Source organism: Curtobacterium sp. MCBA15_016 (assembly GCF_001865105.1).
GTDB lineage: Bacteria > Actinomycetota > Actinomycetes > Actinomycetales > Microbacteriaceae > Curtobacterium.
The window spans coordinates 172,397-195,048 of sequence record NZ_MJGR01000002.1 but is presented as its reverse complement, the minus strand read 5'-3'; the positions used below and the strand labels follow the sequence as shown (position 1 = coordinate 195,048).

The 22,652-nt window shown below is 72.2% G+C and carries 22 protein-coding genes; 14 read left to right on the top strand and 8 right to left on the bottom strand.

Annotated features, from left to right (window positions below):
* Positions 1–8 precede the first annotated feature (8 nt).
* Positions 9–1,466 (top strand): amidophosphoribosyltransferase, encoded by a 1,458-nt coding sequence (gene purF, locus BIV03_RS02245; RefSeq protein ID WP_071294476.1) that lies wholly within the window; start codon positions 9–11, stop codon positions 1,464–1,466.
* An 86-nt stretch (positions 1,467–1,552) separates the two neighbouring features.
* Here purF and BIV03_RS02240 read toward each other — a convergent pair whose 3' ends face one another.
* Positions 1,553–1,948 (bottom strand): hypothetical protein, encoded by a 396-nt coding sequence (locus tag BIV03_RS02240; RefSeq protein ID WP_083295078.1) that lies wholly within the window; start codon positions 1,946–1,948, stop codon positions 1,553–1,555.
* Positions 1,949–2,055: 107 nt separating this feature from the next.
* Between BIV03_RS02240 and BIV03_RS02235 the strand changes: the two genes are divergently transcribed.
* Positions 2,056–4,629 carry a helix-turn-helix transcriptional regulator gene (locus tag BIV03_RS02235; RefSeq protein WP_083403145.1) on the top strand — a complete coding sequence of 858 codons (2,574 nt, stop codon included), beginning with the start codon at positions 2,056–2,058 and terminating at the stop codon, positions 4,627–4,629.
* Between the two features lie 376 nt (positions 4,630–5,005).
* On the opposite strand, the gene BIV03_RS02230 is transcribed toward BIV03_RS02235, so the two are convergent.
* A complete protein-coding gene (locus BIV03_RS02230) occupies positions 5,006–5,368 on the bottom strand; it encodes a sterol carrier family protein (protein WP_071294508.1) in 363 nt (120 codons plus the stop codon).
* A gap of 57 nt (positions 5,369–5,425) precedes the next feature.
* Between BIV03_RS02230 and purD the strand changes: the two genes are divergently transcribed.
* Together purD and BIV03_RS02220 are read left to right on the top strand one after the other, a co-directional pair.
* A complete protein-coding gene (purD, locus tag BIV03_RS02225; RefSeq protein WP_071294474.1) occupies positions 5,426–6,694 on the top strand; it encodes a phosphoribosylamine--glycine ligase in 1,269 nt (422 codons plus the stop codon).
* Positions 6,691–7,560: a phosphoribosylaminoimidazolesuccinocarboxamide synthase gene (locus BIV03_RS02220; RefSeq protein WP_071294473.1), complete on the top strand. Its 870-nt coding sequence runs from the start codon at positions 6,691–6,693 to the stop codon at positions 7,558–7,560. Before purD ends, BIV03_RS02220 begins: the two co-directional genes overlap by 4 nt.
* A gap of 483 nt (positions 7,561–8,043) precedes the next feature.
* Here the strand turns inward: BIV03_RS02220 and BIV03_RS02215 are convergent, their stop codons facing one another.
* Positions 8,044–9,237, bottom strand: a complete 1,194-nt coding sequence (locus BIV03_RS02215; protein ID WP_071294472.1) for a GAF domain-containing SpoIIE family protein phosphatase — start codon at positions 9,235–9,237, stop codon at positions 8,044–8,046.
* Positions 9,238–9,374: 137 nt separating this feature from the next.
* Here BIV03_RS02215 and BIV03_RS02210 point away from each other — a divergent pair, with 137 nt between their 5' ends.
* The 5 genes from BIV03_RS02210 to BIV03_RS02190 are packed head-to-tail and all read left to right on the top strand — an operon-like array spanning position 9,375 to position 13,281.
* Entirely contained in the window at positions 9,375–10,310 is a 936-nt protein-coding gene (locus BIV03_RS02210) for an ABC transporter ATP-binding protein (protein WP_071294471.1), read from the top strand.
* Positions 10,307–11,077 carry an ABC transporter permease gene (locus tag BIV03_RS02205; protein ID WP_175475675.1) on the top strand — a complete coding sequence of 257 codons (771 nt, stop codon included), beginning with the start codon at positions 10,307–10,309 and terminating at the stop codon, positions 11,075–11,077. Before BIV03_RS02210 ends, BIV03_RS02205 begins: the two co-directional genes overlap by 4 nt.
* A gap of 23 nt (positions 11,078–11,100) precedes the next feature.
* Positions 11,101–12,324: a sensor histidine kinase gene (locus tag BIV03_RS02200; protein WP_071294470.1), complete on the top strand. Its 1,224-nt coding sequence runs from the start codon at positions 11,101–11,103 to the stop codon at positions 12,322–12,324.
* Complete coding sequence (locus BIV03_RS02195; RefSeq protein ID WP_070417009.1) at positions 12,321–12,947, top strand: response regulator transcription factor; 627 nt, start codon at positions 12,321–12,323, stop codon at positions 12,945–12,947. Before BIV03_RS02200 ends, BIV03_RS02195 begins: the two co-directional genes overlap by 4 nt.
* 10 nt (positions 12,948–12,957) lie before the next feature.
* On the top strand, positions 12,958–13,281 hold the full coding sequence (locus BIV03_RS02190; RefSeq protein WP_139201831.1) for a hypothetical protein: 324 nt from the start codon (positions 12,958–12,960) through the stop codon (positions 13,279–13,281).
* A gap of 61 nt (positions 13,282–13,342) precedes the next feature.
* On the opposite strand, the gene BIV03_RS02185 is transcribed toward BIV03_RS02190, so the two are convergent.
* The 3 genes from BIV03_RS02185 to BIV03_RS20070 form a co-directional block, all read right to left on the bottom strand.
* Positions 13,343–14,158, bottom strand: a complete 816-nt coding sequence (locus BIV03_RS02185; protein WP_070417011.1) for an AraC family transcriptional regulator — start codon at positions 14,156–14,158, stop codon at positions 13,343–13,345.
* 121 nt (positions 14,159–14,279) lie between these two features.
* The gene (gene lepB / locus BIV03_RS20075) at positions 14,280–14,897 is read right to left on the bottom strand and encodes a signal peptidase I (protein WP_071294468.1); all 618 of its coding nucleotides are present in this window, start codon (positions 14,895–14,897) and stop codon (positions 14,280–14,282) included.
* Positions 14,894–15,457 (bottom strand): hypothetical protein, encoded by a 564-nt coding sequence (locus tag BIV03_RS20070; protein ID WP_071294467.1) that lies wholly within the window; start codon positions 15,455–15,457, stop codon positions 14,894–14,896. Before BIV03_RS20070 ends, lepB begins: the two co-directional genes overlap by 4 nt.
* A 154-nt stretch (positions 15,458–15,611) precedes the next feature.
* Between BIV03_RS20070 and BIV03_RS02170 the strand changes: the two genes are divergently transcribed.
* Both BIV03_RS02170 and BIV03_RS02165 read left to right on the top strand, forming a co-directional pair.
* Complete coding sequence (locus BIV03_RS02170) at positions 15,612–16,481, top strand: VOC family protein (RefSeq protein ID WP_071294466.1); 870 nt, start codon at positions 15,612–15,614, stop codon at positions 16,479–16,481.
* A 42-nt stretch (positions 16,482–16,523) separates the two neighbouring features.
* The gene (locus BIV03_RS02165) at positions 16,524–17,090 is read left to right on the top strand and encodes a GNAT family N-acetyltransferase (protein ID WP_071294465.1); all 567 of its coding nucleotides are present in this window, start codon (positions 16,524–16,526) and stop codon (positions 17,088–17,090) included.
* Positions 17,091–17,162: 72 nt separating this feature from the next.
* Here BIV03_RS02165 and BIV03_RS02160 read toward each other — a convergent pair whose 3' ends face one another.
* Positions 17,163–18,692, bottom strand: a complete 1,530-nt coding sequence (locus tag BIV03_RS02160; RefSeq protein WP_071294464.1) for a catalase — start codon at positions 18,690–18,692, stop codon at positions 17,163–17,165.
* A 117-nt stretch (positions 18,693–18,809) separates the two neighbouring features.
* Entirely contained in the window at positions 18,810–19,253 is a 444-nt protein-coding gene (locus BIV03_RS02155; RefSeq protein WP_070417017.1) for a Fur family transcriptional regulator, read from the bottom strand.
* 83 nt (positions 19,254–19,336) lie between these two features.
* Here BIV03_RS02155 and BIV03_RS02150 point away from each other — a divergent pair, with 83 nt between their 5' ends.
* The 3 genes from BIV03_RS02150 to BIV03_RS02140 all read left to right on the top strand — a co-directional run bounded on the left by BIV03_RS02150 (position 19,337) and on the right by BIV03_RS02140 (position 22,596).
* Positions 19,337–20,128: an aquaporin gene (locus tag BIV03_RS02150; protein WP_071294506.1), complete on the top strand. Its 792-nt coding sequence runs from the start codon at positions 19,337–19,339 to the stop codon at positions 20,126–20,128.
* 198 nt (positions 20,129–20,326) lie between these two features.
* Entirely contained in the window at positions 20,327–21,634 is a 1,308-nt protein-coding gene (locus BIV03_RS02145; protein WP_175475673.1) for an acyltransferase, read from the top strand.
* 152 nt (positions 21,635–21,786) lie between these two features.
* The gene (locus tag BIV03_RS02140) at positions 21,787–22,596 is read left to right on the top strand and encodes a cytochrome c oxidase assembly protein (protein WP_083403150.1); all 810 of its coding nucleotides are present in this window, start codon (positions 21,787–21,789) and stop codon (positions 22,594–22,596) included.
* The last annotated feature ends 56 nt before the right edge of the window (positions 22,597–22,652 follow it).

The window sequence follows — 22,652 nt, the reverse complement described above, 5'->3', positions numbered from 1 at the left end:
ACCCGCGAATGTGCGGCATCGTCGGCCTCGTTGCACAGGGCCCCGCCAACCAATCCATCTACGACGCACTGCTCCTCCTGCAACACCGGGGACAGGACTCGACGGGCATCGCCACGGTCGAGGGTCACATCCACCACATGCACAAGACCCGCGGTCACGTGCGGGAGTCCTTCCGCACCCGTGACATGCGCGCCCTGCTGGGCACCATGGGCCTCGGGCACGTCCGGTACGCCACCAAGGGCGCCGCCAGCAACGAGGAAGAGGCCCAGCCGTTCTACGTGAACGCGCCCTACGGCATCGTCCTCGTGCACAACGGCAACCTGACGAACACGCGGGAACTCACCCGTGAACTGTTCGACATCGACCGGCGGCACCTCAACACGAGTTCCGACACCGAGCTGCTGGTGAACGTGCTCGCGCACGAGCTCCAGGGCCAGGTGCGCGGCAAGGACCTCGACCCCGGGCAGGTCTTCGACGCCGTCGAGCGCGTGCACGAGCGGGTCGAGGGCTCCTACGCCGCCATCGCGACCATCGCCGGGCACGGGCTGCTGGCGTTCCGCGACCCGTTCGGCATCCGCCCGCTGATCCTCGGGCACAAGTTCGACGAGGCCGGCAAGCCGGAGTGGGTCGTCGCCTCCGAGTCCCTCGTGCTCGAGTCCGGCGGCTACGAGATCGTCCGCGACGTCGCCCCCGGTGAAGCGATCTTCATCGAGATGAACGGCCAGATGCACGCCCGTCAGTGCGCGAAGAACCCGCGCCTGGTGCCGTGCTCGTTCGAGTACGTCTACCTCGCCCGTCCCGACTCCGTCATGAACGGCATCTCGGTGTACGACGCCCGCCTCCGGCTGGGCAACCGTCTGGCGGACACGATCGCGCAGTACGCCCCCACCGGAGACATCGACGTGGTCATGCCGATCCCGGACTCGAGCCGCCCGGCCGCGATGCAGGTCGCGCAGAAGCTCGGCATCGAGTACCGCGAGGGCTTCTACAAGAACCGCTACGTCGGCCGCACGTTCATCATGCCCGGGCAGGCGGAGCGCAAGCGGTCGGTGCGCCAGAAGCTCAACGCGATGTCGTCCGAGTTCAAGGGCAAGAACATCCTCATCGTCGACGACTCGATCGTGCGCGGCACCACGAGCCGCGAGATCGTCGAGATGGCCCGCGCCGCCGGTGCGAACGAGGTCACGTTCACGAGCGCCGCTCCCCCGGTCCGGTACCCGCACGTCTACGGCATCAACATGCCGACCCGCGCGGAGCTCATCGCCCACGACCGGAAGATCCCGGAGATCAACAAGGTGCTCGGCAGCGACCACCTGATCTACCAGGAGATCGGCGACATGCGCGACGCGATCATCGAGGGCTCCGACGTCACGGACCTCGAGATGAGCTGCTTCACGGGCGAGTACGTCACGGGCACGGTCAGCCCGGAGTACCTGTCCTGGGTCGAGGCCAACCAGCTCAGCTGAGCGACGGTCGCGAACGCGACCCAGCAACGGACGGGAGGCGCGGTGCCAGCTGGCACCGCGCCTCCCGTCCGTTCGTCCGGTCGCGTCTACCGCGCCTGGTCGCCGTGGTCCTCGATCTCGCCGTCCACCGTCTCGGGCGGCAGCTCGACCTCGACGCGCTCCGCCGTGAGACGAGCCGCACGGCGCGAGAACACGCGGTCCAGGACCACGGCGACGACCGCGCCGACGAAGGCGCCGATCGTGACGCCCCACAGGCTGAAGTACCCCACCAGGCTGCCGAAGCTCGCGGTCTCCTGCGTGTCCCCGCGGTCGATGTCCATGGTGAGCGACACCACGATGAGCGTCGCGATGAAGCCGAGCACCGCACCGCCCACGATGAAGACGCCGAACTTCGGGGCGCGACGGATCGTCACCTCGTCGGAGGAGGAGACGGCGTTCGGCGCCGGAGCCGGTCGTTCGTCGGGTCGATCGGTGTTGCTCACGGTCCCATTGTCCCCCACTGTGGGACGTGCTCCGGTCTGTGCGGCCAGGTCGATCCGGGAGAGGATGGTCCCTACCGATCGGTATCCACGGGGAGGAGGTACGGCAGATGCGCGAACGGACCACTCGTGGTTCCCGGATCCCGGCGCGGATCGGCTGGCCGATCCTCCAGCGTCGCGAGGAGGACCGAGCCGTCTCGGTCGTCGCCGAGCACCGGTGGAGCGTCGCACTCGTCGGGGCTCCCGGTCTCGGCAAGAGCTCGGCGGCGGTGCGGGTCACCGACCGCGTCTCCGGGCGTGACACCTCCGGCCGGACCCTCGTCGTGCCGATCACCGCCGTCGCCGCCAGCCGCTCGATGCCGTTCGGCGCGGTGGCCGAGCGCTTCGGAGAGCTCCCCGGGTCGCTCGCCGAGCTCGTCGGTGCCGGCGGTGCCGAGCAGCGCCTGCGTGAGAGCGAGGAGCTCACCGACCGCGACGTCCTCCTGCGCGTGGACGACGCCGACCACCTCGACGCGATCTCGGCGCGGTACGTGGCGTGGCTCGTCCGCGAGCAGGGTGCCCGTCTCGTGCTGACGTGCCGCGACTTCACCGCGCTCCCCGAACCCCTGCGCGCCCTGTGGCAGGACGACCTGCTGGAGCGCATCGACCTCGAACCGCTCGACCTGCACGAGACCTCGTCGCTCATCGCCGAGGCGCTCGGTGCCCAGCTCGAGACGGCGTCGGCGGAGCGGGTGCACCGCGCCACCGCCGGCAACCCGCTCTACATCCGCGAGGTCGTCCGGTCCGCGCTCGCGTCCGGTGCCCTCGACCAGACCGCGACGGGCTGGTACTGGCGGGGCCGGGTGACGGCGTCGAACAGCCTCGCCGACATGTACCGGACCGAGCTCGGCTCGCTGCCGGAGGACCTCCGCGACGTGGTCGACATCGTCGCCCTCGCGGATCCGATCCCCCTCGCGCGGCTGATCGGGCTCGTCAGCGGCGGGGACGTCGACCGGGTGGTGGCGCTCGGCCTCGTCCGCATCGACTCGCTCGAGGACGGCGCCGCGGTCGTCCGTCCGTCGCACCCGCTCGTCGGCGAGGTCGTCCGGGCACTCGTCCCGGTCGCCCGGCGCACGGCACTGTTCGCCCGCGCCAACGCGTTCCGCACCGACCGCCCCGAGGGCGCCCCGCCGGCCGCCCGGCTCCGTGCCGCGCTGTGGTCGCTGGAGTGCGGCGTGCTGCCCCCGGTCGACCAGCTGCTCGACGCCGCCCAGGTCGCCGTCCGGCTGCAGGAGCACGAGAGCGGCATCGCCCTCGCCTCGGCGGCCCTGCGCACCACGCTCAGCCCGAGCGAACGGGTCGCCGCGCACTGCCTGCGGTCGCTCGCGCACTCGTACAGCACCGGTCGCGAGGCCGGTCGCGCCGACGCCGAGGCTGCCTGGGCCGTGGTGTGCTCGGCCCCGACCGAGGTCGACGACCACGCCGTGATCGAGGCGTGCGAGACCCTCGCGAACATCCGACAGTTCCACGACGACGACGTCCTCGCCGCGGTGGCCCTCACCGACGTCGCCGCACGGTTCGTCTCCGGCGACGCCGTCGAACGGCTCCGGCTGCTGCGGCTCGCCCACCTCGGCTGGGGCGGCAGCTTCGACGAGGTCCGTGCCGAACTCGAGCGCTCGGGCATCGTGCACGCGGCGACGGTGCCGTTCGCCTTCCTCTGCCTGGCGCCGTGCGCGGTGATGGCCCTCGCGACCGGGGGCCGGCTGGACGAGGCGGCGGCGTTCGGCCGGGCCTGCCTGGCGACCGCGGTCGAGCACCTCGAGGACGCCCCCTGGAGCGTCGGCGAGATCGTCTCCGTGCTGCACCAGCTGCAGGTCTGGCGGGGCGACATCGCCGACCTCATCACCGAGGTCCCGGTCCGCCGGTCCAGCCCCTACCTGAAGTACGACTTCACGCTCGAGCTCATCGGCGAGGGCAACCTCGCGCTCGGCCAGCGGCGCTGGGACGACGCCATCGCCGCGTTCTCGGCCGCCTGCGAGCGGTACGACGTGGCGGACCACGGCGGGTTCGCGGCCTACCCGTGGGCACGGCTCGCGATGTCGTACGCGTACGCCGGCCGCGCCGAGGAAGCGTCCACAGCGCTCGAACGCGCCCGGTCGACGCCGCTCCGGGCGATGCGGATCATCGGCGAGCAGATCGCGGTGACGATCGCGTGGACCGAGGCGGTGCTCGGCAACCCGGCGGGCCTGCGGCACGCGGACGACATCATCGAGCGCGGGACGGCGAGCGGATCCTGGACGCACGTCATGTACGCGCAGACGCTGCACTACACGAACGACATGCTCAACGGGCGGGACTCCGCCGCGTCCCTCGAGCGGATGCGCGACGCCGCCACCCGGGTCGACGGACCGCTCGCGGGAGCCATCGTCGAGTACGCCGAGGCGATCCGCGCCGACGAACGGACCCGGATCATCGCGGCCCAGGGCGTGCTCGCGTCGCACGGGATGGCGGTGTCGGCCGGACGAGTGAAGCCACCGCTGACCAACCGCGAGTACGAGGTCGCCGAGCTCGCCGCGCAGGGCATGAGCAACCGTCGCATCGCCGAGGTGCTCGGCCTCAGCGTGCGCACGATCGACGCCCATCTGTCGCGGGTGTTCACGAAGTGGGACCTGCACGCGCGCACGGAGCTCGCCGAGCTGCTCTGATCGGCGAGTCGTCCGGGCGCAACCGCGCCTCCGGAAGCCGCAGGTTCGTTGCGGAATGCAGCACGACTCGCCGGAACGGTTGACAGGATGTACGGAATGTCGCGTACCTTTGACCCTGTCGCCGGGTTCGGACCCGTTCGGGTCGGGTCCGAATCCCGGCGACTTCTACGGTATTCGCCGGGTCGGTGACGTCACATCAGTAGGTACTACCTAATTCGGTGAGGCCGTCTAAGTACTTGCGTCCGTATGGACCAGGAGGCGCGGGGCGGGCTGGCACCGTTCCTCCCGTCCGGCACACGCGACCGTCTGCTGGCTGCTCCGCGACCGTCTGCTGTCCCGCTTCGGGGCCGTCTGCTGTCCCGTGTCGGCGGCCGTCTCAGACGGCCAGACGCACCGGCAGGAAGTCCGTCAGGTCCGCACGTGACCCGGACGCGCTGACGCGCGACTGCGCGACGGCCTCGTCCCAGCGCAGCTCGCCGGTAGCGAGCGCGAGCCACGTGGCCGCGTCCGTCTCGACCACGTTCGGCGGCGTCCCACGGGTGTGCCGGGGACCGGGGACGGCCTGGACCGCCGCGAACGGCGGGACCCGCACCTCGACGCTGTTGCCGGGCACGTCCTCCGCGAGGCGCTGCAACGACCACCGCACCGCGGTCGCCAGGGTCGGCCGAGCGGTGGCCCCCTGCTGCACGGCGGTGAGCGCGGCGCGGCCCTCCGCGTCCTCGATCCTCCTGGGTGGCATGTCCACAGGCTAGCCGTCGCATCGCAACGGGCGAGTCGGGATCGGTAGGGTGATCGGGTGCGAATCCTCGTCCTCGGTTCCGGTGCCCGCGAGCACGCGATCATCACGGCCCTCCTCGCGGAGCAGGCCGGTCACGTCATCACCGCAGCGCCGGGCAACGCCGGCATCGCGGCCGACGTCGAGACTGTCTCGATCGACCCGACGAACGGTGCCCTCGTCGCCGAGTACGCGCTCGAGAACGGTGTCGAACTCGTCGTCGTCGGGCCCGAGGCGCCACTCATCGCCGGTGTCGCCGATCCGGTCCGCACGCGGGGCATCCCGGTGTTCGGTCCGAGCAAGGCCGCCGCGCAGCTCGAGGGCTCCAAGGCCTTCGCGAAGCGGATCATGTCCGAGGCGGCGGTGCCCACCGGGCGCCCGGTGTACGCCGGCACCGTCGACGAGGCCGTCGCCGCGATCGACGAGCTCGGCGCCCCCTACGTCGTGAAGGCGGACGGGCTCGCCGCCGGCAAGGGCGTCCTCGTGACCGAGGACCGCCAGGCAGCGATCGACCACGCCACCTACTGGCTGCAGCACGGCCACGTCGTGGTCGAGGAGTTCCTCGACGGCGAAGAGGTCTCCCTGTTCTTCCTGAGCGACGGGCACGACGTCCGACCGCTCAGCCCCGCACAGGACTACAAGCGACTGGGCGACGGCGACGTCGGACCGAACACCGGTGGCATGGGCGCGTACTCGCCGCTGCCCTGGCTCGCAGACCGCTGGGCGTCCGAGCAGGCCTTCGTGGACGAGGTCACCGACCTGGTCGCGCTCCCCACCGTCCGTCGGCTCGAGCACGAGGGCACGCCGTTCGTCGGCCTCCTGTACTGCGGGCTCATCGTTACCGAGCAGGGCGTCCGGGTCATCGAGTTCAACGCGCGCTTCGGCGACCCGGAGACCCAGGTCGTCCTCCCCCGCCTGGCGACCCCGCTGAGCGGGCTGATGCTCGCCGCGGCCACCGGGCAGCTCGGGGGCACCCCGGCGCCGTCGTTCCGCGACGAGGCCGCCGTGACGGTCGTGCTCGCGAGCGAGGGCTACCCGGAGAACCCGCAGACCGGTCGGCCGATCACCGGGATCGACGCCGCGAACGCGCGCGAGGGGGTCTCCGTCGCGCACGCCGCCACCGGGGTCCTCGACGACCAGCTCGTCGCGACCGGCGGGCGGGTGCTGAGCGTCGTCGCCACCGGGTCCTCCTTCGCCGAGGCCCGCGACCGCGCCTACGCCGGCCTGGGCGACATCACGCTCGAGGGAGCACAGTTCCGCACCGACATCGCCGCGAAGGTCGCCCGATGAGCCCGGCGCCCGTCCTCGACGGCTGGCAGCACGTCTCCTCCGGCAAGGTCCGCGAGCTCTACGTCCCCTCCGGCACCGCGGACGTCGCGAGCGCCACCGAGCTGCTCCTCGTCGCGTCCGACCGGGTGAGCGCCTACGACTTCGCGCTCGAGCCGCCGATCCCGGGCAAGGGCGAGCTCCTCACCCGGCTGTCCCGCTTCTGGTTCACCCAGCTGGCCGACGTGCCGAACCACCTCATCGCGCCGTCCGCCGGCGGGACCCCGGTGCCGACGTCGGTGGCATCGCGCTCCATGCACGTCATGCCGCTCGAGATGTTCCCGGTCGAGTGCGTCGTCCGCGGGTACCTCGTCGGCAGCGGATGGGCCGAGTACCAGCAGTCCGGCAGTGTCTGCGGCGTGCCCCTCCCCGCTGGTCTGTCGAACGGCGACCAGCTGCCCGAACCGATCTACACGCCGGCGTACAAGGCGCCGCAGGGTGAGCACGACGAGAACATCTCCTTCGAGCAGACGGTCGACCTCGTCGGGTCCGACGTCGCGACGCAGCTGCGGGACCTCTCGCTCCGCGTCTACTCCGAGGCGGCGGCCATCGCGCTCGACCGCGGGGTGGTCATCGCGGACACGAAGTTCGAGTTCGGGCGCGATGCCTCGGGGCAGATCCGGATCGCCGACGAGGTCCTGACGAGCGACTCCAGCCGCTACTGGGACGCCCGGTCGGGGAACCGGACGGAGTCGTTCGACAAGCAGATCGTGCGGGACTGGCTCAGCGCGAACTGGGATCGGCAGGGGACGCCGCCGGTGCTGCCCGAGGCGATCGTGGCGCGGACGGCCGAGCGCTACCGCGAGCTCATCGAGCGCCTGGGCGCGTAGCGCCCGCGCCGGCGCGGGCGCGGGCGCCGCGAGCGGGCACGACACGCCACTCACGTCCGCCGAGAGGGCACGAAGTGCCGCCTGCCGGCGCCGAGCGCGACAGATTTTGCGCTCTCGGCGCCTGACCCGCGCGACCGCCGGGCGGGAGGAGCGGCGCCAGGCCGACCCGCGCCTCCAGGCCGCACGCACGCCGGACGACCCGCGCGCGAGCACAACACGCCGCTCACGTCCGCCGAGGGCGCACGAAGTGCCGCCCCGCGGCGCCGAGCGCGACGGAACGTGCTCTCTCGGCGCCTGACCCGCGCGACCGCCGGACGGGAGGCGCGGCGCCAGGCCGACCCGCGCCTCCAGGCCGCACGCCCGCCGGACGCTCCCGCGAGCGGGCACAACACGCCGCTCACGTCCGCCGAGGGCGCACGAAGTGCCGCTGCGCGGCGACGAGCGCGACAGATATTGTCCTCTCGGCGCCCCGCCCGCGCCCCGTCAGTCGCGCGCGACGACCACGACCGTCAGGTCGTCCCCCGGGTCGTGCGTCGCCGCACGCGCCCGCACCCGCCCGAAGAACACGTCGAGCTCCGGCGCGTCCCGCCACATCGCCCCGAGCGCACCGAGGGACGCGAGCGTGGAGTCCCACAGCTCGAGCGCCCCGTCGCTCACGACGATGAGGACGTCCCCGCGCTCCAGCTCGAGCGTCCCGGTGACCCGCGCGGCGCCCACCGGGTGCAGCCCGATCGGCAGGTCGTACGAGCGCAGCACGGTCTCGGTGCCGTCCGCGTGCAGGTGCAGCACGAGACCGTGCCCCGCGTCGGTGAACTCCATCCGCCCGGTCGAGGTCGTCAGGCGGCCGTGGAACAGCGTCGCGAAGGACTCGGCACGACCGAGGTCCGGGGCGACCTGGGCCTCGAGCGCCGCCACGGCATCGCGGGACGACGACGTCCCCCGGGCGAGCAGCGCACCACGGATGGTCGCGGCGAGGAGCCCGGCGGACATCCCCTTGCCCATGACGTCGGCGACGGTCACCGAGAGCGACGCCCCGTCGACGTGCCAGTCGTGGAAGTCACCGGACACGACCCCGTGCGGCTTGGACATGCCGCCGACGCGGTACCCGGGCAGGTCGACACCGGCTGGTTCGAGTCCGGCGAGCACCGAGCGGAGACGGTCCTCGTCGGCGCCGGCGGCGAGCTCGCGCTCCGCCCACACGCCGAGCTCCTGCAGCAGCGCGAGGTCGTCGTCGTCGAGCGTGCGCGGTGCCGGGTCGATGAGGCAGAGCGTGCCGACCTTGACGTCGTCGTCGCCCACCCGCAGGGGCACCCCGGCGTAGAACCGCACGTTCGGGTCGTCGACGACCATCGGCATGTCGGAATACCGGACGTCGGCGCGGGCGTCGGGGACCACGACGGGGCCGTCGACCGCGAGGGTCCGGCCGCAGAACGTGTCGTGCAGCGGGATGGTCGGGCCGAACACCGTGTCGCTCTGCTGCGACTTGATGAAGACCTCGGACTCCCCCGCGAGGTTGAGGAACGAGCCGGTGACGCCGAACGCCTCGCGCGCGATCCGCGTGATCCGTTCGAAGCGTTCCTCGGGCCCGCCCTCGACCACGTCCAGCGCGGCGAGGAGCGCTGCCCGCCGGACGGCGTCCGTGGCGGGTCGGTCGGTGACGACGGGCTCGTGGTGCATGCACCAACGCTAACGCGCCTACCGGACAGTGGCCGTCCCCAGTACGGAGGACGCCGGGTCGGCCGTGACAGATGTCATGCCCGATCCGTGACGCACAGCAGAGGGGCACGTCCGCACGCAACGTCAGGCTGTGGACCATGAACGACACACCGGTCATCCAGCTCCGCGACCTCCGCAAGCGCTTCGGCGCCGTGGCCGCGGTCGACGGCGTCGACCTGACGATCCGTCCGGGCGAGGTCGTCGCCCTCCTCGGCCCGAACGGTGCCGGCAAGACCACGACCGTCGACCTCGCGCTCGGGCTGTCCACGCCGACGACCGGCCAGGCCCTGCTCTTCGGCGAGGAGCCCCGCGCCGCGGTCGTCGCCGGCCGGGTCGGCGCGATGCTCCAGGGCGGCGCACTCCTGCCGGACACGACGGTCCGGGACGCGGTCGCGCTCGTCGCCGCGGCACACCGGCGTCCGATGCCGGTCGACGAGGCCCTCCGGCGAGCGCGGTGCACCGAGATCGCCGGACGCCGGGTCAACAAGCTCTCCGGCGGGCAGCTGCAGCGCGCACGGTTCGCCGTGGCCGTGGTCTCGGACCCGGACCTGCTGGTGCTCGACGAGCCGACCGCGGCGATGGACGTCGAGGCCCGGCACACGTTCTGGTCGTCGATGCGCGAGTTCACCGACGCGGGGCGCACGGTCGTGTTCGCGACGCACTACCTGGACGAGGCCGACACCTTCGCCGACCGCATCGTCATCATGCGCGCCGGCCGGATCGTCGCGGACGGCACGCCCGCCGAGATCAAGGCGATCACCGCCACGCGCGCGGTCCGGTTCTCCGGGCTCGGCACCGACGCGCACGTCGCGTTGCGCGGTCTCCCGGGGGTCGTCTCCCTGGAGGCGCGGCACGACTCCGTCACGCTCCGCTCGGACCGCAGCGACGACACCCTCAGGGCCCTGCTCGCCACGTTCCCCCAGGCACACGACATCCAGGTGGTCGCCTCGACCATGGACGACGCCTTCCTCGCGCTCACCGCCGACCCCGCCGCAGCTCCCACCGACACCGCTCCCGAAGGAGTCCTCGCATGACCACCGCCACCGCCTCCGGCCGCCTGCCGATCCGCTACGTGTACCTCGAGACGAAGCGACAGCTCCGCAACGTCCGCGCGATGGTCTTCACCTTCGCCGTCCCGGTGATCATGCTGCTCGTGTTCGGCTCGGCGTTCGGTTCCCAGACCGACCCGACGACGCACCTGCAGTACCTCACCGTCACGACGCTGCAGATGGCGTCGTACGGCGCGATGATGGCCGCGCTCAGCCAGGCGTTCGCGATCGTCAACGAACGGTCGATCGGCTGGAACCGGCAGCTCCGCGTGACGCCGCTGTCCGGGTGGGGGTTCATGGTCTCGAAGGTGATCGCCGCGATGGCCTTCTCCGCGGTGTCGATCGTCATCACGGTGCTCGTCGCGACCGTGGTCCTGCACGCCGCGCTCGACCCGCTGCACTGGTTCGCCGCCGGGTTCGGCATCTGGTGCGGGGTGATCCCGTTCGCCCTCATCGCGATCCTCATCGGGCAGTTCGCGAAGCCGTCGTTCGCGCAGCCACTCTTCATGGTGGTGTTCATGGGCCTGGCGATCCTCGGCGGCCTCTGGGTCCCGCTGTCGGTGATGCCGGGCTGGATGGGGAGCGTCGCGCACCTGCTGCCCTCGTACTGGCTGAACCGGATCGGGCAGATGGGCGCCGGGGCGACCGGGTCCTCGGGCATGACCGAGCCGGCGATGGTCCTGGCGGGCTGGGCGATCGTCCTCGCCGCGGTGATCGTGTGGCGCTACCGCCGCGACGCCGCACGACAGTGACCGACGGTCCTACGCTGGCACCGATGTCCGAGGCGACCAGCACGACCGAGGCGCGTGGTGCGGAACACGCACCCCGCGCCTCCAGGTCGTCCCGCCCGTCACCCCGATCGTTCCCGTGGGCCGTCCCACCGGGCGCGAGCGACGACGACATCCGCATCGGGCGGCGCCGCTGGTACACCGGCGCGGTGTTCGCGCTCCTCTGGCAGGTGCTCGAGATCATCGCCGTCTGGAGCGACGGCCGGAGCCTCCGGGCGCACGTCCTCTCCACCGTGGCCCTCGCCGTCGTCTACGCGGCGTACCTGTTCGCGCCGGAGCTGATGTGGCGGCGGAGCCTCCGCGGACGAGTCGTGGTCCTCGCCGGGGTCGCCCTGCTCGCGGGGCTGCTGCTGTTCGTGATCGGGCCGCTCGCCGTCTGGACCTGGCTGCTCGTCGCCGCACTGTCCGGGTTCGTCGCGGAACGGTTCTGGGTCGCCGGCGTGGTCGTGCTCGCGATCCTCGGCGCACAGTTCCTCGTCGCCGCGAGCACCGGCTGGGACACTGCGGTGAACAGCGGCATCCTGTTCGCCCCGGTCATCACCGTGTCCGTCGGAGCGTCGATGCTCTTCTTCGGCCGGCAGCGCGAAGCGGAACAGCGGCTCGGCGTCGCGCAGGACGAGATCACCCGGCTCGCCGTCGTCGAGGAGCGCGCACGGTTCTCCCGCGACCTGCACGACGTCCTCGGCCACTCGCTCACCGTCGTGGCGATGAAGTCCGAGCTCGCCGCACGGTTGGTGGACGTCGACCCGGCACGGGCGAAGACCGAGATGCAGGACGTCGAGCGGCTCTCCCGCGAGGCCCTGCAGGGGCTCCGGCGCGCGGTGAGCGGCTACCGCGAGGCCGACCTCGACGCCGAACTCGTGTCGGCACGGGCGGCGCTCGAGGCCGCGGCGATCGACGCGGTGCTCCCCCGCGACGGCGACGCGGCGGCCGACGATGTCCGGAGCCTGTTCGCGTGGGTCCTGCGCGAGGGCGTCACGAACGTCATCCGCCACGCGGCAGCCAGTCGGGTCCGGGTCACGCTCACCCGGTCCGCCCTGACGATCGAGGACGACGGCACGGGCCTGCTCGACCCGGACGCCGCCTCCACCACCCCGGGCAACGGGCTGCGCGGGCTCCGCGAGCGTGCCGACGCCGTCGGGGCGACCCTGACCACCGGCACGAGCGACCTGGGCGGCTTCCGGCTGCGGGTCGAGAGGAACCGACGATGACCGAGACCATCCGTGTGCTCCTCGCCGACGACCAGGCGCTCGTCCGCGGTGCGCTCGCGTCCCTGCTGTCGCTCGAGCGGGACATCGAGGTCGTCGCCCAGGTGGCCCGCGGCGACGAGGTGCTCGAAGCAGCACGGTCGTCCGGCGCCACCGTCGCCCTGCTCGACGTCGAGATGCCCGGCGCCGACGGGCTCACCGCCGCCGCTGCCCTCGCCCGCTCGCTGCCCACGTGCCGATCGCTCATCGTGACGACGTTCGGCCGGCCCGGGTACCTCCGGCGCGCGCTGGAGGCCGGGGCCGCGGGCTTCGTCGTGAAGGACACCCCCGCCGAGCAGCTCGCCGACGCCGTCCGACGTGTCGCGGGCGGGTTCCGGGTCGTCGACCCCGTGCTCGCCGCGGAGTCCCTCGCCGCCGGCCCGTCCCCGCTCACCCCGCGGGAGACCGACGTGCTCATCGCCTTCCGCACGGCGCCGACCGTGGCCGGGGTCGCCGGGTCGCTGCACCTGTCCGAGGGCACGGTCCGCAACCACCTGTCGTCCGCGATCGGGAAGACCGCCGCGCGCAACGCGACCGAGGCGCTCCGGGTCGCGGCGGACAACGGCTGGCTGCTCGGGACGGCGTAGCCTTGCCGACGTGCTCCGACGTGTCGCCCCCGTGTTCGTCCTCGGCGTCGCCGCGGTCCTGACGCTCACCGGCTGCGGTGCGCACGACTCCACCGGGCAGCTGTCCGTGACCGTGTCGGCCAACGCCGCGGACCACCCCTACGAGGTGAAGGTCTTCACCGCCGAGACCGGGAAGCTCTCCGAGCACCAGCGGGTGTTCCCGGGCGGCACCGCGGACTTCGCCGGGGTTCCGCTGGGCACGGTGACCGTGCGGGCGAACGAGCTCTGCCCGCAGGAGGCGACCGTGTCGAACGGCGAGGTCGCGACGGTCACGCTGACGACGACGGGCTGCTGACGCACAGGAGGCGCGGTGCGGGTCAGACCCGCACCGCGCCTCCTGTGCGGGGTCCGGCTGGTCAGCCCTCGGAACGGCCCGACCGCCGGAGCGTCTGGTGCGGACTCTCGCCGAACCGCTGCCGGTACGAGGCCGCGAACCGGCCGAGGTGCGCGAAGCGCCAGCGCCGGGCGATGTCGCGGACCGTCACGACCCCACCCCGGCGGGACGTGAGTTCGAGGTGCACGCGGTCGAGGCGGACCTCGCGGAGGTAGCGCATCGGCGTCACGGCGAGGCGTCGGCGGAACAGGTCCTGCAGACCCCGTTCGCTGAGCTCCGCGCCGGCGGCGATGTCCGCGACCTCGAGGTCCTCGTCCGCGTGGTCGTGCACGAAGCGGATGGCGCGACGCAGCCGGTGCTCGACGTCGGAGCGGGAACGGGTGAACGTCGACAGCACGACCGTGGCCACCCGCCGGTTCAGCGCTGCCCGCTCGGTGGCGTCGAGGTCGGGGTCGAGGATGCGGTCGGTCACCTCGCGCAGCAGGGTCAGCAGGGGCTCGACGCCGGGGTCGGCGGCGTCCGGTTGCACGAACTCCGACGGCTCCTCGGCGTCGCCGAGCATCGCGGGCGCGACGTGCAGGAGCGTCATCGCGGTCGCGTCGGTGTCGAACGCGTACGCGACGGGTGCCGACAGCATCATCGGTCGTCCGGGCCCGACGTCCCACTCGCTGCCGTCGTCGGCGGTCAGCGTCGCCCGACCGTTGGCGAGCACGAAGACGACGTGGTCGGGGCGGGGGCCGATCGTGCCGGCCTGCGGCCCACCGGTGCGGATCTTCCGGAGGGAGACGTGCTCGTCGCCGCCGGAGCGGTAGTCGAACGGCTGGTCGGAGGACGTCACGAGAGCCTCCGTTCGACGATCCGCGCGCCGGGTCCGGCGGGCCACCGAACGCTACCGTGACCGTCCGGCGCACGCGAGACCCCCGTCCGCGTCGCGCAACGGGTCGGCCGTTCGCCGTCGATCACCGGTCCGGGACCGCGTCCCAGACGTCGCCGTGCCGTGACAGCACCGTCCACCGCGACACCGGCCAGGTCGTGACGAACGCCCGACCGACGACGTCCGACACCGGGACGGTCCCGTGCGCCCGGGAGTCGGCGGAGTCGTACCGGTTGTCGCCCATCACCCAGAGCCGGCCCTTCGGCACGGTCACCGAGAAGTCGGTCAGCGCGACCCGGTCGGAGCCGGGCTGCAGCACGACGTACGACTCGTCGACCGCGTGACCGTTCACCGACAGGCGCCCCTGCGCGTCGCAGCACGAGACGGTGTCGCCGGGCAGGCCGATCACCCGCTTGATGAGGTCGTTCCCCTGCCCGGGCCCGAGCCAGCCGCCCGGGTCCTCGAAGACGACGACGTCGCCGCGTCGGAGCGGCACCACTCCGGGGACGAGTTCGTTGACGAGCACCCGGTCGCCGACCAGGAGCGTGTTCGCCATCGACAGTGAGGGGATGAAGAACGACCGGACGAGGTACGACTTCACCAGGAAGGACGCCAGCAGCGCGACGACCACGATGATCGCGAGGTCACGGAGGAACTTCCAGCGGGCACGCCTGCGGGGCTCGGGGACGGCTTCGTCACTCAATGCGTCAGCACCACCTTGACGACACCGATGACGAACGCGACGGCGGCGAGCACGATGCCGCCCCAGAGCCCGAGGAACGTCGGCCGCTTGCCGCTGAACCGCTGCATGAACACACCGACCATGCCGATGCGGACCACGAGGATCACGAGCGCGGCCGTCTGCGCCCACGACGCGGGCAGCCAGCCGATCCACGCGACGGCGTACAGCACCGCGGGGATGAGGCCGGACGTGGCGATCGGGTTCGCGTTGCGGACGATGGTGACCACGGACTCGCGACGGACGTCGTCGGACGCGTCGTCGTCCCCGAGCCCGTGCGCGACCAGGTGCGACAGCACGTGCGCGAGGTACGTGAGCACCGCGGTGCCGAGGACCGCCCACACCGCCGAGCCGTGGTGGATCGCGGCGGGGTCCACGGCGATCGCGGCGGCGAGCACGGTGATGTTGCCGTAGACGTACGACGACATCCGGTCGCGCATCTGCTCGATCGGCAGGTCGCGGCGGTCCGGACGGCCACCACCGCGCCCGTCCACTCGGTCCGGCAGTCGTCGTGTGCGTGGCATCCCTCCATCTTGGCCCTGCCCGGGGCCGCGCAGCCGACAGGACACCGAGTGCGATGGCACACGCCGTGCTCGCGATGGCACGCGCCACGCTTGCGATGGCAGACGTCACGCCCATTTGGTTGACGCGTCAACCAAATGGGCGCACACTGGTCGCATGACCACGCAGGACCTCCTCGCCGCCGACACCTCGATGGGCGCCGTGACGCTCCGGGTCGCCGACCTCGACCGCATGATCGGCTACTACCGCGACGGCGTGCGGCTGTCCCTCCTGTCGAACGAGGGCGGTGTGGCCGTGCTCGGGCGCGGCACGACCCCGATCGTCATCCTCGAGCACGCGCCGTCGATGCAGCACGCCGGGCCGCACGACGCCGGCCTGTTCCACACCGCGATCCTGTTCGACACGAAGGCCGACCTGGCCGCCGCGCTCTACTCCGTCGCGACCCGGTACCCGCAGACCTTCACGGGCAGCGCCGACCACCTCGTCAGCAACGCGTTCTACTTCACCGACCCCGAGGGCAACGGCGTCGAGCTCTACTGGGACCGCGACCGCACCGAGTGGTCGTGGACGCACGGCATGGTCGACATGGCCACCATCTCCGTCGACCCGAACGCCTTCCTGCAGGAGCACCTCACGCAGGACGCCCTCGACGGCGCAGCGGCACGCCCCGGACGTGTCGGCCACGTGCACCTGTCGGTCGGGGACGTCGCCACCGCCGAGGAGTTCTACGTCGACCGACTCGGCTTCGCGACCACGGCCGGTTGGGGTGAGGCGCTGTTCGTCAGCGCCGGCGGCTACCACCACCACATGGCGATGAACACGTGGAACTCGCGCGGAGCCGGACGCCGCCAGCTCGCGCTAGGACTCGGTCTCGTCCGGATCGAGGTCCCCGGCGCGGACGACCTCGGCGCCCTGGTCGAGCGGATGCACGACTCCGGGGTGCGGTCGGCGGACGACGGTCGGACGGTCGCCTTCGAGGACCCGTGGGCGAACCGGATCGAGGTCACGGCGCCGGGTCGCGGCTGACCACCACGCACCGGGACGGGCGGTCTCCGGCAGGATGGACCCGTGACTGAGGACATCCGGTGGGAGGTGGTCGAGGAGAGCACGCTGTCGCTCCCCGACCACGAGGCGATCGCAGCGCTCCTGGGGCAGGCGTTCCCCGACTGGTCGCACTGGTACGTGGGCGGCCGCAGCTGGGCGGGCATGCAGCCCGAGCGGCGCGTGCTCGCCCGTGACGCCGACGACGTCGTCCTCGCCCACGTCGGGATCCGCCGGATGTTCATCACCGTCGGCGGCCGGGACGTGCTCGTCGGCGACACCGGCCTCGTCGCGGTGTCGCCACGACTGCAGGGCACCGGCAAGGGCCGCGACCTGATGGAGCGTGCGCATGCCGTACTCGAGGGGCTGGCGGTGCCGTACGGGTTCCTCGGCGCCGGTGAGAACCGGGTGCCGTTCTACGCGAACCTCGGCTGGCACGTGTTCGACGACGTCGTCGCGGACTACACGGCGTTCACGGCCGAGGGCGCCGGGCTGCCGATGACCGATCAGGGCGGCTGGATGGTGCTCCCCGTGGCGAAGCGGCTCGAGGACTGGCCGGCCGGCCCGATCTGGCTGAACGGCCAGCAGGTCTAGGACGGGACGACAGACGGGAGGCGCGGTGCGGGTCCGACCCGCACCGCGCCTCCCGTCTGGTGAGAGCGGGGCTTACGCCTCGACCGCGACCTTCTCCGGGTCCTCGTTCGAACCGGGCGCGCTCGGCGCGACCGCTGCGCGCACGCGCGCGCCGAGGTCGGCGTCGACGTTCGTCCAGTAGGCGAACACCCGCTCGCGCAGGTCGTCGCGCGTCACCTTCGAGACGTGCCCGGCGATGTTGCCGACCAGGCGCTCACGGGCGGCGTCGTCGAGGACCTCGCGCACCAGGGTGCCGGCCTGACCGAAGTCGTCGTCCTCGGGGTGGAGGGTCGCGGCGGAGCGCTGCAGCGCGCCGTCGGACTCCCAGCCGGGGGTCTCGTCGGTCGCGGCCGGGTCGGCGTGCGCACCGCCGAGGGAGTTCGGCGCGTAGACCGGGACCTCGGACTTCTGGAAGTCGAAGCGCATCGCGCCGTCCTTCGAGTACGAGTGCACCTCGTTCTTCGGGGCGTTCACGGGCAGCTGCGCGTGGTTCGTGCCGACGCGGTAGCGGTGCGCGTCCGCGTAGCTGAAGATGCGCGCGAGGAGCATCTTGTCGGGGCTCGCCGCGATGCCGGGGACGAAGTTCGAGGGGGCGAAGGTCGCCTGCTCGATCTGCGCGAAGTAGTTCTCCGGGTTGCGGTTGAGCTCCATCGTGCCGACCTCGATGAGCGGGTAGTCCGCGTGCGGCCACACCTTCGTCAGGTCGAACGGGTTGAAGCGGTAGCCCTCGGCGTCGGCGTAGGGCATGACCTGCACCTTGAGGGTCCAGCGCGGGTTGTCGCCGCGCTCGATGGCCGCGTGCAGGTCACGGATGTGGAAGTCCGCGTCCTCGCCGGCGATGCGGTCGGCGTCCTCCTGCGTCAGGGTCTTGTGGCCCTGCTCCGTGAGGAAGTGGTACTTCACCCAGAAGCGCTCGCCCGAGGCCGAGATCCACTGGTAGGTGTGCGAGCCGAAGCCGTCCATCTCGCGCCACGATGCCGGCAGACCACGGTCGCCCATCAGCCACGTGACCTGGTGAGCCGACTCGGGCGACAGGGTCCAGAAGTCCCACTGCATGTCGTGGTCGCGCAGGTGCGAACCCGGCAGGCGCTTCTGCGAGCGGATGAAGTCGGGGAACTTGATGCCGTCGCGGATGAAGAACACGGGGGTGTTGTTGCCGACGAGGTCGTAGTTGCCGTCTTCGGTGTAGAACTTCAGCGCGAAGCCGCGCGGGTCGCGCCAGGTGTCCGGGGAGCCCTGCTCGCCGGCGACGGACGAGAAGCGGGCGAGCATCTCGGTCTGCTTGCCCGGCTGCAGGAACGCGGCACGGGTGTACTTGCTGATGTCCTGCGTGACGGTGAAGGTACCGAAGGCACCGCCGCCCTTGGCGTGGACGACCCGCTCCGGGACGCGCTCACGGTTGAACTGGGCGAGCTTCTCGACCAGGTAGTGGTCGTGCAGCGCGAGGGGGCCGTCGGCGCCGACACCCATGGAGTGCTGGTCGCTCGACACCGGCGCGCCGGAGTTGGTGGTCGTGGTGGGGGTGCCGGCCGGCTGGCCGGGCGTCGTGTTCTGGTCGGACACGGTTCCTCCTTGGGTGGAACGGTTGGTTCGGTCAGGGGTGCTCGGGTTGCTCGTGGTCCCGGTTCGGTGCCGGGAGCGGGAACGACTGCGGTCGTCCCCGGGTCGGGGTGTCGGCGGTCAGGCCGGGACGGCCACGGTGTCGTCGCGTTCGGCGGCGGCGCACTGTTCGCAGATGCCCCAGTAGGTGACCTCGGCCGTGGTGACGGCGAAGCCGTGCGTCTCGGACGGGGTGAGGCAGGGCGCGTGGCCGACGGCGCAGTCGACGTCCTCGATCGCGCCGCACATCGTGCAGACGATGTGGTGGTGGTTGTCGCCGGTCCGTCGCTCGTACCGGGCGGGGCTGCCCGCGGGCTCGATGCGCCGGACCAGTCCGACGCCGGTCAGTGCTGCGAGGACGCCGTACACCGCCTGGTGGCTCGTGGTGGGCAGCTCGGCGGCGAGCGCGGTGACGATGTCGTCGGCGGTCGCGTGCGGCATGGTCTCCGTCGCGCGGAGGACCGCCAGCCGTGGTGTCGTGACCCGGAGACCGGAGGCGCGGAGCAGGTCGGCGTCGACGTCCATGCTGAGCCTTTCTTTTGCAGAGATCAAGACAACACCGCCACTGTACACCAGGCGATCCGATGGTCGAGCGCGAACGGTGGGGCATGACAGATGCACCACCAGTCACTCCCGTCCCCGCCGCACTCCCCGCCCGCCTCGTCGCCGAGGCCGCGGGGACCTTCCTGCTCGTGTTCGCCCTCGTCGGCGCCGCCACCTCCACCGCCGTGTTCCCCGACGAGCACAACACGCTCGGGATCGGGCTGCTCGGGGTCGCGCTCACCCTCGGCCTCGTGGTGATGATCGGCGCGAGTGCGTTCGGTCCCGTCAGCGGGGGACACTTCAACCCCGCGGTGACGATCGGCCTCGCGGTCGCCGGCCGGCACCGGTGGGCGGACGTCGGCCCGTACCTCGTCGCCCAGTTCGTCGGCGGCACGGCCGGGGCTGCCGTCCTCGTCCTGTTCGCCGGACTCGGACCGGCCACCGCGCTGCAGGGCACGCTCGACGGCGGCTTCGCCTCGAACGGCTTCGACGCGCAGAGTCCCGGCGGCTCCACCCTGCTCGGCGTCGCCCTCGCCGAGACGATCGCGACGGCCGTCTTCGTGACGGTGATCCTCCGCGTGACCGGAGCCCGCGGGAGCGCGGTCCCGGCGCCCGTGGTCATCGGCGCGACCCTCACGATCCTGCTGCTGACGCTCATCCCGATCTCGAACGCGTCGCTGAACCCGGCGCGGTCGTTCGCCACCGCGGTGTTCGCGGGGCCGGACTGGCTCGCGCAGTGGTGGGTGTTCCTGGTCTTCCCCGTGCTCGGCGCCGTCGTCGCGGGAGCGGTCGGTCGGATCGGACGGACGTCACGCGCGGACGACGCGACGGTGGAGCCCGACGTACCGCGGGCCTGAGCCGACCCGGGGCGCGGGCGGGCCGAGCGACCGGCGCGACCCGCGCCTCCCGGAGCTCGTCCGCAGCGGCGCGACGTGCGGGAAGCATGCCGGACGCATGCCAGTCGCATGCCCCTGGCGGAATACGATGTGTCACGATCCGGTCGCGATCGGCTGGAACGACGCTGGGAGGGTGGGAACGCGCGCTACCGTCCCGACATGTCCATGCAGCAGGGCCTGCCGCAGCAGGCGCACAGCGCTCAGGACGTCCGGGGGATCATCGCGCAGCGGGACCTGGTCGTCGACCTCATCCGGACGGCCTGCGTCGTCCTCGTCGTCTTCGTGCACGTCACGATGGTCGGTGTCGCCGCGGGGGCGGACGGCATCGCGGTGACGAGTCCGCTCCAGGAACTCCCCTGGTACGTCGCCGCGACCTGGATCGGCCAGGTGATGCCGCTCTTCTTCGTGGTCGGCGGCTTCGCCAGCGCCGTGGGGTGGCGTTCCACGGTCGCGCGGGGCGGCGGCGCGCGGGACTTCGTGGCGACGCGGCTCGTGCGGCTCTTCCGGCCGGCGATCCCGCTCTTCGCGGTGCTCGCGCTCGGGCTGGGCGTCGCCACGCTGCTCGGCACGCCGCCGGAGCTCCTCGCCGAGGTTGCGTTCGGCATCGGCTCCCCGCTCTGGTTCCTCGCCGCGTACGGGATCACCCAGTGCTGCGTGCCGGTCATGGTGCGACTCCACGAACGCGCTCCGTGGTGCACGCTCGGCGCACTGCTCGTGCTCGCCGCGGCCGTCGACGGCGTGCGGTTCGCCACCGGGACGGCAGAGGTCGGTCTCCTCAACCTCGGCCCGGTGTGGCTCTTCGCGCAGCAGCTCGGCTTCCTCTGGGCCGACGGCTGGTTCGCCCGACGATCGCGCGTGCTGCTCGTCGCCGTCGCCGCGGCCGGGTACGGCGTGCTCGTGCCCCTGACGTCGATCGGGCTCTGGGCTCCGGACATGCTGCAGGACCTCAACCCGCCGATGCTCCCGCTCGCCGTGCTGGCGATCGCCCAGGCCTGCCTCGTCCAGGTCGTGCACGCCCCGCTCACCCGGCTGATGCGCACCCGCGCGGCCCAGGGCGCCGTCTGCCTGCTCGGCCGGGACGGGATGACGATCTACCTCTGGCACCTGCCGCTCTTCATCGCGCTGAACGGGGTCGCCCTGCTCGTCGGCGTGCCGTTCCCGGCGCCGGGGTCGCCGACGTGGTGGGCGACCCGTGGGGTGGCCCTCGTCGTCCTCCTCGCGGTCGCCCTCGGCACCGCCCGGGCGCTGCGTCGGTTCGACCGGCCGCTCCCCCGGCTCGTCCCCGGCACCGATCGCCCGGCCTGGCCCGTGCTCGCCGTCGCGGCGCTCTGCACGATCGGGCCGGCCTTCGCGGTGATGCAGCTGCACCTGTCGTTCGGGGTCGCCCTGCTCGGTGCACTGGCCGTGCCGGTGGGGGTCCGGCTCCTGACGAGGACCGTGCCGACCCGGAGCGCCGCCCGGATCTGAACCGGTTCTCACCGGCAGGGGCTGCTCCGGGGTGCGTACCGGGCGGAGGATTGTGGTCGGCCGCACGATCCTCGAGGAGGCACCCCACGCCGTCGACACCCGAGTTCTGGAGCACGTGGCACCTCGACCCGCTCGCGGCCGTCCTCATCGCCGTGGCCGCGGTCACCTACGGCTGGTGGGTCGTCGGTGCCGCCAGGCGGGGCACCCGGTGGCCGTGGTGGCGGACGCTCGCCTTCGTCGGGGCGCTCGTCCTGTTCGGCATCCTGCAGTTCGGGATCGTCGGCATCCACGACCAGGACCTCCGGTGGGCGTTCGTGCTGCGGTTGGCCCTGCTCTTCTTCGCGGTCCCCACCTTCGCCGCGTTCGCCGCGCCCGTCTCGTTGCTCCGCTCGGGAGGCCCGGCTCGTCTCGCGCAGGCAGCCTCCGCAGCGCTCGCATCGCGTCCGGCACGGGTCCTCGGCAACGCGGTCGTGTCGCCGCTGATCGCCCTCGCGCTGTTCTGCGTGCTGCTCACCCCGTTCTCGGCGACGATCCGCGAGTCCCCGGTCTGGGCGACGGCGATCACGGTGTTCATGCCGATGCTCGGGTTCGCCCTGCTGACCCCGCTGTCCGAGCCGGGGATCCTCCGCTCGTCGACGTTCGTCACGATGGAGTTCCTGCTCGCGTTCGTCGAGCTCATGGCGGACGCGATCCCGGGCATCGTGCTCCGGATCACGAACCACGTGCTCGACGGGTCGGTCACGGCGGCGGTCGGGCAGCCGTGGTTCCCGTCGCCACTGCGCGACCAGCACCTCGCCGGGGACCTGCTGTGGTTCATCGCCGAGGTCGCGGACGTGCCGGTGCTCATCTCGCTGTTCATCCGGTGGCAGCGGTCCGATCGCCGCGAGGCCCGCACCGTCGACGCCCTCACCGACGAGGAGATGGCGGAGCTCACCCGGGCGCACCTGCAGCGCCGCGGGTGACGCGGTGTCGGTGTCGGTGTCCGTCGTGTGCACACGCAGTGGATGCACGCGCAGAG